Genomic DNA, 6,935 nt, shown 5'->3' with positions numbered 1-6,935 from the left:
TACGACAACGAGTGGTGGCACTTCGAACACCGCCCCGACCGCCGCGGCAGGCCACCACGACGACGGCCCCACCCCGGCGTGGGCTACGACATCGAGAACGGGAGCTCATGATCCACCGGGCGTTCGGAGAGGGCCAGGGTATGTCATCGGGGAGTCACAACAAGTCCGGCTTGCTGGGATGGCGCCTGCAAGCAGCGCGCGAGATGGCGTTCGTGGGGCGGGAGGAAGAGCTCGCGGTCTTCAACGCGGCGTTGTACGGCGGCGGCTGCAGCGTTCTGTACGTGCACGGTCCCGGCGGCATCGGGAAGTCGGCCCTGTTGCGGCGGTTCGCTCACGAGGCCGAGGTGGCGGGGCGGCCGGTGTCCATGGTGGACGGGCGCATGTTGGACCCGGCGTCCGAGGCCGGGCTGGTGCTTCGCGATGCGGACGCGGTGCTGCTGGTCGACGACTTCGAACGCATTCAGGGATTGGAGGTATGGCTGCGCGAGCGGTTCCTGCCACGGGTGCCCATGGGGGCGCTGGTGGTGATCGCGGGGCGGAACCCGCCGGACATGCGGTGGCAGGCGGATCCGGGATGGGCGGGGGCGCTGGAGGTGCTGCCGCTGCGCGACCTGCGGGCCGGAGACGCGCAGGCCCTGATGGACTCCTCCGGGGTGCCGGCCGAGTTGCGCGAGCCGCTGCTGGCCTTCGCCGGCGGTCATCCGCTGGCGCTGCTGCTGGGGGCGGCCGTGGCGGTGAAGGACGGCGGGGCCGGCCGGAGGTGGACGCCGCATCAGGACGTGGTGGCCACGTTGCTGGATCAGCTGGTGGGCGAGCTGCCTTCGGCGGCGCACCGGCATGCTCTGGAGATCTGCGCGCATGCGTACACGACGACGGAGGACCTGCTGCGGGCGGCCTTGCCGGAGGACGCCGGGAGGTTGTTCCGGTGGTTGCGGCGGTTGCCGTTCGTGGAGTCGAGCAGCCGCGGGCTGTTTCCGCAGGACGTGGTGCGGGAGCTGCTGGAGGCGGACCTGCGGTGGCGGGATCCCGAGGGGTACGCGGCGATGCACGACCGCATCCACGCGCAGCTGGCGGAGCGGGTGCGCACGGCGAACGACGTGGATGTGCCCGGCGCGGTGGCGGCGCTGCTCTACCTGCATCGCGACAACGGGGCGCCGGCCGATTTCCACGGCCGCCACGACGAGTTCCAGGAAGAGGTGTTGCGGGAGGAAGACGTCGGCACGTTGCTCCGGGTGGCGGCGGAGGGTGCGGGCTGCGCCGCCTTCTGGGCGGAACGTCAGCCGGAGGCGTTCCGGCTGTATCGGCGGACCGAAACCGGCGAGCCCGTGGCTTTCTCCGCGTGGTTGCGGTTGGCGGAACCGGATGAGGAGGAGCTTGCGGCCGATCCCATCGTGGCCAGGGCGTGGGCGCATGCGCGTGCCACCACGCCGTTGCGCACCGGTGAACATCTGGCGGTCAGCCGGCTGTGGGCGCTGCCGCCGTATCGGGGGAACTCGCCGGTGATGGATCTGATCCAGTGGCGGGTGATCGGCAATTGTCTGCGGTCCGAGCGGATGGCATGGTCATATATCGAGATAAGGCATCCGAAGCATTTACGGCGGCAGTACGGGATGCGTGACATCGCCGAGCAGCCACAACTGGGGGACGACGCGTACGGCCTGTTCGTTCATGACTGGCGCGCGGTGCCGCCGCAGGCGTGGCTGGAGCGGATGAACCGCCCGCTCCACGCGGGCCCTGCCGCGACGGCGGAGCTGGCGGTGCTGTCCCAGGCGGAGTTCGCCGAAGCCGTTCGCAAGGCGTTGCGCCAGTTGTCGCGGCTGGACGCGCTGGCCGCTTCCCCGCTGACGCGCACCAGGCTGATCGCCGAGCGGGCCGGGCAGAGCCCGGCCACGGCACTGGGTGACCTGCTCCGCCAGGCGATCGACGACCTGCGGGAGGATCCGCGCTCGGTCAAGTCCCACCGGGCGCTGTCCGTCACGTTCCTGCGCGGCACGCCCACCCAGGAGCTGGCCGCGGAACGACTCGGCCTCCCATTCACCACCTACCGCCGCCACCTGACGGCCGGGATCGAACGCGTCTGCGCCGACCTGTGGCACCGGGAGCTGTATGGCGCCGACGCACCGGCGTACACCTGAGCCGGTGCGCGGGCCTGCCACCGTGAACGAACGCGACCGGGGGCGGGTCAGCCGGCAAGCGCGAGGCCGGCCGCCGCCTCCGCGTGCAGCCGAGCGCTCGGCAGCACCGGGATGGCGCTGTCCTTCTCGCTGATCAGCAGCTCGATCTCCGTACAGCCGAGGATGACGCCTTCAGCGCCGTCGTCCGCGAAATCATCGATGATCCGGGCGTACGCGTCCCTGGACGATTCCCGGAGCGCCCCGCGCACCAGTTCGTCAAATATCACGTGATGGACCAGTTCCCGCTGCTCACGCCGCGGGACGACCACGTCGAAGCCGTGGGCGGCCAGCCGGTCCCGGTAGAAGGGCTGCTCCATGGTGAAGCGAGTGCCCAGCAGACCGACCTTGCGCATGCCCCTGGCGCGGATCTCGGCGCCCACGACGTCGGCGATGTGCAGCACGGGCACGCTCACGGCCCGTTCCACGTCGTCGCTCACCCGGCTGAAGGTGTTGCTGCAGACGAGCAGGAGGCCGGCGCCGAGATCCTCCAGTTTCCTGCCCGCCTCGGTCAGCAACGTACTCACCTCGTCCCAGCGGCCGGCGAAGATGAGGTCCTCGACGGTCGTGTAGTCGACCGACCAGATGAGGCTGTTGGCGGAATGGCTGCCGCCGAGTCGCTCGCGTACCCGCTGGTTGATGATCTGGTAGTAGATCACCGTCGATTCCCAGCTCAACCCGCCGATGAGACCGATGGTGCGCATGGAACTCCGTTCATTCAGCAAAGGAGCGGTCAACAGGCCGGCGCCGCCAGCGCGCGGGCGCAGGCACCGAGGCCGATCTCGCTGGACGCCTTGACGAACACCACGTCCCCCGGTTCGAGCAGCGCGGTGGCCAGCCTGAGGGCCCCGGCCACGTCCTCGGCGGTGTGGACGGCCACGCCCTGGTCCGAGGACTGCGCTGCCTCCGCCATCGCGAGCGGATCCCCTGCTCCGACCGCGATCAGCACGTCGAAGCGGAGGTCGGCGACGAGCCGGCCCATCTCCGCGTGCCGGGCGCGGGAGGCGTCCGCCTGCTGCCCCATCGCGCCGAGCACGGCGACGGTACGACGGGTGCCGGCCAGGGCCTTCGCCGCCCGCAGCCCGGCCCGCATGGATTCGGGGTTGGCGTTGTAGGCGTCGTCGACGACGGTGATGCCGTCGGGTCGTTCGACGATCTCCAGCCGGCCCGCGGAGCGCCGCCGCGCGGCGTTCAGCCCGTCGGCGATCTCGGCGACGCCCAGGCCGAGTGCGGTGGCGACGGCGGCTGCGGCCAGGGCGTTGCTCACCTGGTGCTCGCCAATGAGGTCGAGCTCGACCGGGGCGCGACCGGAGGGCGTCACCAGCTCGAACGCGGTTCGCGCGCGGCCGGTCATCCGCACGTCCTCGGCTCGCACCTGCGCCCGCGCCGACCTGCCGTACCGCAGGATCCGGGCCCTGGTACGGCCGGCCATGCCCATGACGTACGGGTCGTCGGCGTTGAGCAGGGCGAACCCGTCCGCCGCAAGCGCCTCGACCAGCTCTCCTTTGGCCTCGGCCACGTCGGCCGGCCCGCCTCCCATCCGCTCCGCGTGTGCGGTGCCGACATTGAGCACCAGCCCGACCTGGGGCGGTGCGAGCCCGGTCAGGTACCTCAGGTCGCCCTTCCGGCTCGCACCCATTTCCAGCACCAGGTATCGGGTGGTGGCATCGGCACGCAGCACGGTGAGCGGCAGCCCGAGCTCGTTGTTGAACGACCTGTCGGTGGCGACCGTCGCGGCGTGCCGTTCGAGCACCTGGGCCAGCAGGTCCTTGGTCGTGGTCTTGCCCACGGAGCCGGTCAGGCCGATCACGATCGGGCCGATGTGTTCGAGCACGTGCCTGGCCAGCAGGCCGAGCGCGAGCTGGACGTCCTTGACCACGAGGGCGGGCACGCCGACGGGCCTTGCGGCCAGCACGGCGACGGCGCCGCCCGCGACGGCGACGGCCGCGTAGTCGTGACCGTCAACGCGGGCGCCGACCGTCGCGGCGAACAGGCCGCCGGGCACCACCTCGCGGGAGTCGACCGCCGAGGGAGCCGTCACCAGCGCCTGCGGGTCGCGCACGTCATGCAGGCTCGCGCCGACGACCTGCGCGATCTCGTTCAGCGTCATGGGGATCATGAGCCGCTCCTGGCGAACGCGAGGTCGATGAGGCGGCGCAGCAGGTCCGGGTACGGGACACCGCTCGCGGCCCAGGCCCTGGCGTAGACGGAACGGGAGGTGAAGCCGGGCATGGTGTTGATCTCCAGCACGTACAGGCGTCCCGTGTCCTCCTCATAGAGGAAGTCGACACGGGACAGGCCGTAGCCGCCGATCGCCCGGAACGCGCGCAGGGACAGCTCGCGCACGTCCTCGGCCACCCGTTCCGGCAGCACGGCGGGAATGGCTGCGATCTCGGCCCGGCTGAGGTACTTGGCCTCGTAGTCGAGCCAGTCGCCGGGCACGATGAGCTCGCCGGGCACCGAGGCATCCGGGGTGTCATAGCCGCCGAGCACGCCGCAGATGAGCTCGCGCGCGGTCACCCCCTGCTCGACGATGACCACCCGGTCGTAGGCCAGCGCCAGCTCCACGCCGGCGCGCAACTCCTCCATGGAGGTGACACGGGAGATGCCGATGGAGGAGCCCATGCCGGCCGGTTTGACGTACATCGGCCAGTCGAGCGACTTCACCAGACCCCAGTGGTCGGTGGTGGTGCGCCATTCGTGCTCGGTGAACCACACATGTGGGGTGACCGGAATGTCCTCCGCCAGGAACATGCGCCGCATCGTGACCTTGTTCATGGCCACGGCGGAGGCCATGACGCCGCAGCCCACGTACGGGATGCCCAGCGTCTCCAGGTGACCCTGGACGACGCCGTCCTCGCCGAACGGCCCGTGCAGCACGGGGAAGACCACGTCCGCCAGATCGCGTCGCAGCTCCACCGGCCACCTGCCCTGCCGGTCGATGATGACGGCGACGGGCTCGTACAGATCCCTCGGCAGAGCGTCGAGCACGGCCTGCGCCGACTGCAGCGACACCTCATGCTCGGCGGACGGCCCACCCGCCAGCACAGCCACGCGTACGCGTTCAGTCACGATCGATCAGCCTTCCTCAGTGGCACGGTGTTCGTTGTCGCAGGACCAGCCCGCCGAGTGTCGGCCTTTTGCCTGACCGGTTCACAGGCCATTCGCTGTCCACTTCCTGACCGAAGCGCACTCCCGGTGTGCCACGACCGACTCCATCGCGTACCCCTGGCTATACCTTCATTGGGCCGTAGGCGGGAACGACCGGAGGGGCCCGCGGCTGATGTGCTGATCGCCGTCGGTCAAGCACTCCTCTAAGGAAAATCGAAATGGCAGTCGACAGTCGGCCGGGGGCCGAGCAGCATCCGGGTCGGAGCGGACTTCGAGGCCTCATCCGCCGCCGTCCGCTGATCAGCTTCTTCGTCCTGGCCAACCTGATGAGCTGGCTCGCCTGGACGCCCTACATCCTCTCGGCGAACGGCCTGGGGATCTGGGATTTCAGCTTCCCCTCGCTGCTCGGGACCACGCAGTTCACCGGCGTCCTCCCCGGCGCCTACCTCGGCCCCATCTTCGGCGCGTTCATCGTGACCGCGGTCGCGGACGGCAGGGAAGGGGTCCGCCGGTGGATCGGGCGGATGACCAAGTGGCGGGTCAACTGGGTCTGGTACGTCGTCACCGCCCTCGGCGTTCCCGCCGCCATCATCGTCGCCGGAGTCGCGGTGTCCGACGAGGACATCCACCTGCCGCCGGTCGCCGTACTGGCCGCCTACGTGCCGGGGCTGCTGCTCCAGATGGTCACCACCGGTCTGGCGGAAGAGCCCGGCTGGCGCGACTTCGCCCTCCCCCGCCTCCAGCGCAGGTTCGGCCCGCTGGGCGGCACCCTCGTCCTCGGCCCGCTGTGGGGCGTCTGGCACCTGCCGCTGTTCCTGAGCGAGTGGGGCGGGTGGCCGGACGTCACCTGGACGAGAGTCGGCGAGTTCATCGCCTTCGCCTGCGTCTTCAGCGTGGTCGTCACCTGGGTGTTCAACCGGACCGGCCAGAGCCTGCCCCTGATCATGGTGCTGCACGTCAGCGTCAACAACTTCATGTCACTCGCCTACTCGGACATGTTCCCGTCGATCGCCACCGCCGAGCAGGCGAGTCGAGTCACCCTGCTCGCGGGCGCCACGGCAGCGATCCTGGTCCTCATCGCGACCCGCGGCCGCCTCGGTTACCGCCCGGCCGAGGAACCCGCACAGCAGAACTGAACGACCGCGGGGGGCCGGAGGCGGCGGCCCGGATCCCGGCCGGCGCCGAGGCCAGGACCGTCAAGGTCACCCTGCCGCCCGGTGACCCCGCCGCACCGCCGCACCGCCACCCCGGGCCGCTCTTCGGCTACGTGACCCAGGGCGAGATCCTCTTCGAGCTGGAGGGGCAGCCGCCCCGGGTGCTCAAGGCCGGTGACGCCCTGTTCGAGCCCGGCGGCGACGTGATCCACCTCCAGGGCGGCAACAACCTTCCGGACGCGCAGTCGCAGCTGGTGGTGACCATGTTCGCGCCGCCCGGTGCCCCGATCCTGACCCTGGTCAGCGCGGAGGAGCCGGCCGAACGACGACACCTACGGGTTGCCCGGCCGTGACGTGACGGCGGACAGGTCTGCCGGCTCGGCGCCCATGGTCCCGCCGGCCTCGTTCGGCTCGCGGCCAGGCTGGAGAGGAGGCGCGCGCGCGCCCGCACTGGGCGCGCCGGCCGGGGCGGGATGGGGGGGGCGGAGGTTGGATGTGA

Annotated in this window: 6 protein-coding genes; 3 read left to right on the top strand and 3 right to left on the bottom strand. The window is 70.7% G+C overall.

The window, feature by feature from the left end; translation table 11 throughout:
• The first annotated feature begins 203 nt into the window (after window positions 1-203).
• The gene (locus AB0J87_RS63770; RefSeq protein WP_363985709.1) at window positions 204-2,135 is read left to right on the top strand and encodes an ATP-binding protein; all 1,932 of its coding nucleotides are present in this window, start codon (window positions 204-206) and stop codon (window positions 2,133-2,135) included.
• 47 nt (window positions 2,136-2,182) lie between these two features.
• Here the strand turns inward: AB0J87_RS63770 and AB0J87_RS63765 are convergent, their stop codons facing one another.
• The 3 genes from AB0J87_RS63765 to AB0J87_RS63755 are packed head-to-tail and all read right to left on the bottom strand — an operon-like array spanning window position 2,183 to window position 5,243.
• Window positions 2,183-2,875, bottom strand: coding sequence for an aspartate/glutamate racemase family protein (locus tag AB0J87_RS63765; protein ID WP_363985707.1), 693 nt, complete (start codon window positions 2,873-2,875; stop codon window positions 2,183-2,185).
• Between the two features lie 29 nt (window positions 2,876-2,904).
• Window positions 2,905-4,290, bottom strand: coding sequence for a UDP-N-acetylmuramoyl-tripeptide--D-alanyl-D-alanine ligase (murF, locus tag AB0J87_RS63760; RefSeq protein ID WP_363985705.1), 1,386 nt, complete (start codon window positions 4,288-4,290; stop codon window positions 2,905-2,907).
• Window positions 4,287-5,243, bottom strand: coding sequence for a D-alanine--D-alanine ligase family protein (locus tag AB0J87_RS63755; protein ID WP_363985703.1), 957 nt, complete (start codon window positions 5,241-5,243; stop codon window positions 4,287-4,289). The genes murF and AB0J87_RS63755 overlap by 4 nt, the downstream gene beginning before the upstream one ends.
• Before the next feature lie 257 nt (window positions 5,244-5,500).
• Between AB0J87_RS63755 and AB0J87_RS63750 the strand changes: the two genes are divergently transcribed.
• On the top strand, window positions 5,501-6,418 hold the full coding sequence (locus AB0J87_RS63750) for a type II CAAX endopeptidase family protein (protein ID WP_363985701.1): 918 nt from the start codon (window positions 5,501-5,503) through the stop codon (window positions 6,416-6,418).
• Window positions 6,415-6,789 carry a cupin domain-containing protein gene (locus AB0J87_RS63745; protein WP_363985711.1) on the top strand — a complete coding sequence of 125 codons (375 nt, stop codon included), beginning with the start codon at window positions 6,415-6,417 and terminating at the stop codon, window positions 6,787-6,789. Before AB0J87_RS63750 ends, AB0J87_RS63745 begins: the two co-directional genes overlap by 4 nt.
• The last annotated feature ends 146 nt before the right edge of the window (window positions 6,790-6,935 follow it).

The sequence above is a fragment of the Nonomuraea sp. NPDC049625 genome, from assembly GCF_040675285.1.
Taxonomy (GTDB): Bacteria; Actinomycetota; Actinomycetes; order Streptosporangiales; family Streptosporangiaceae; genus Nonomuraea; species Nonomuraea angiospora_A.
This window is presented reverse-complemented; position numbering and strand designations above follow the sequence as displayed.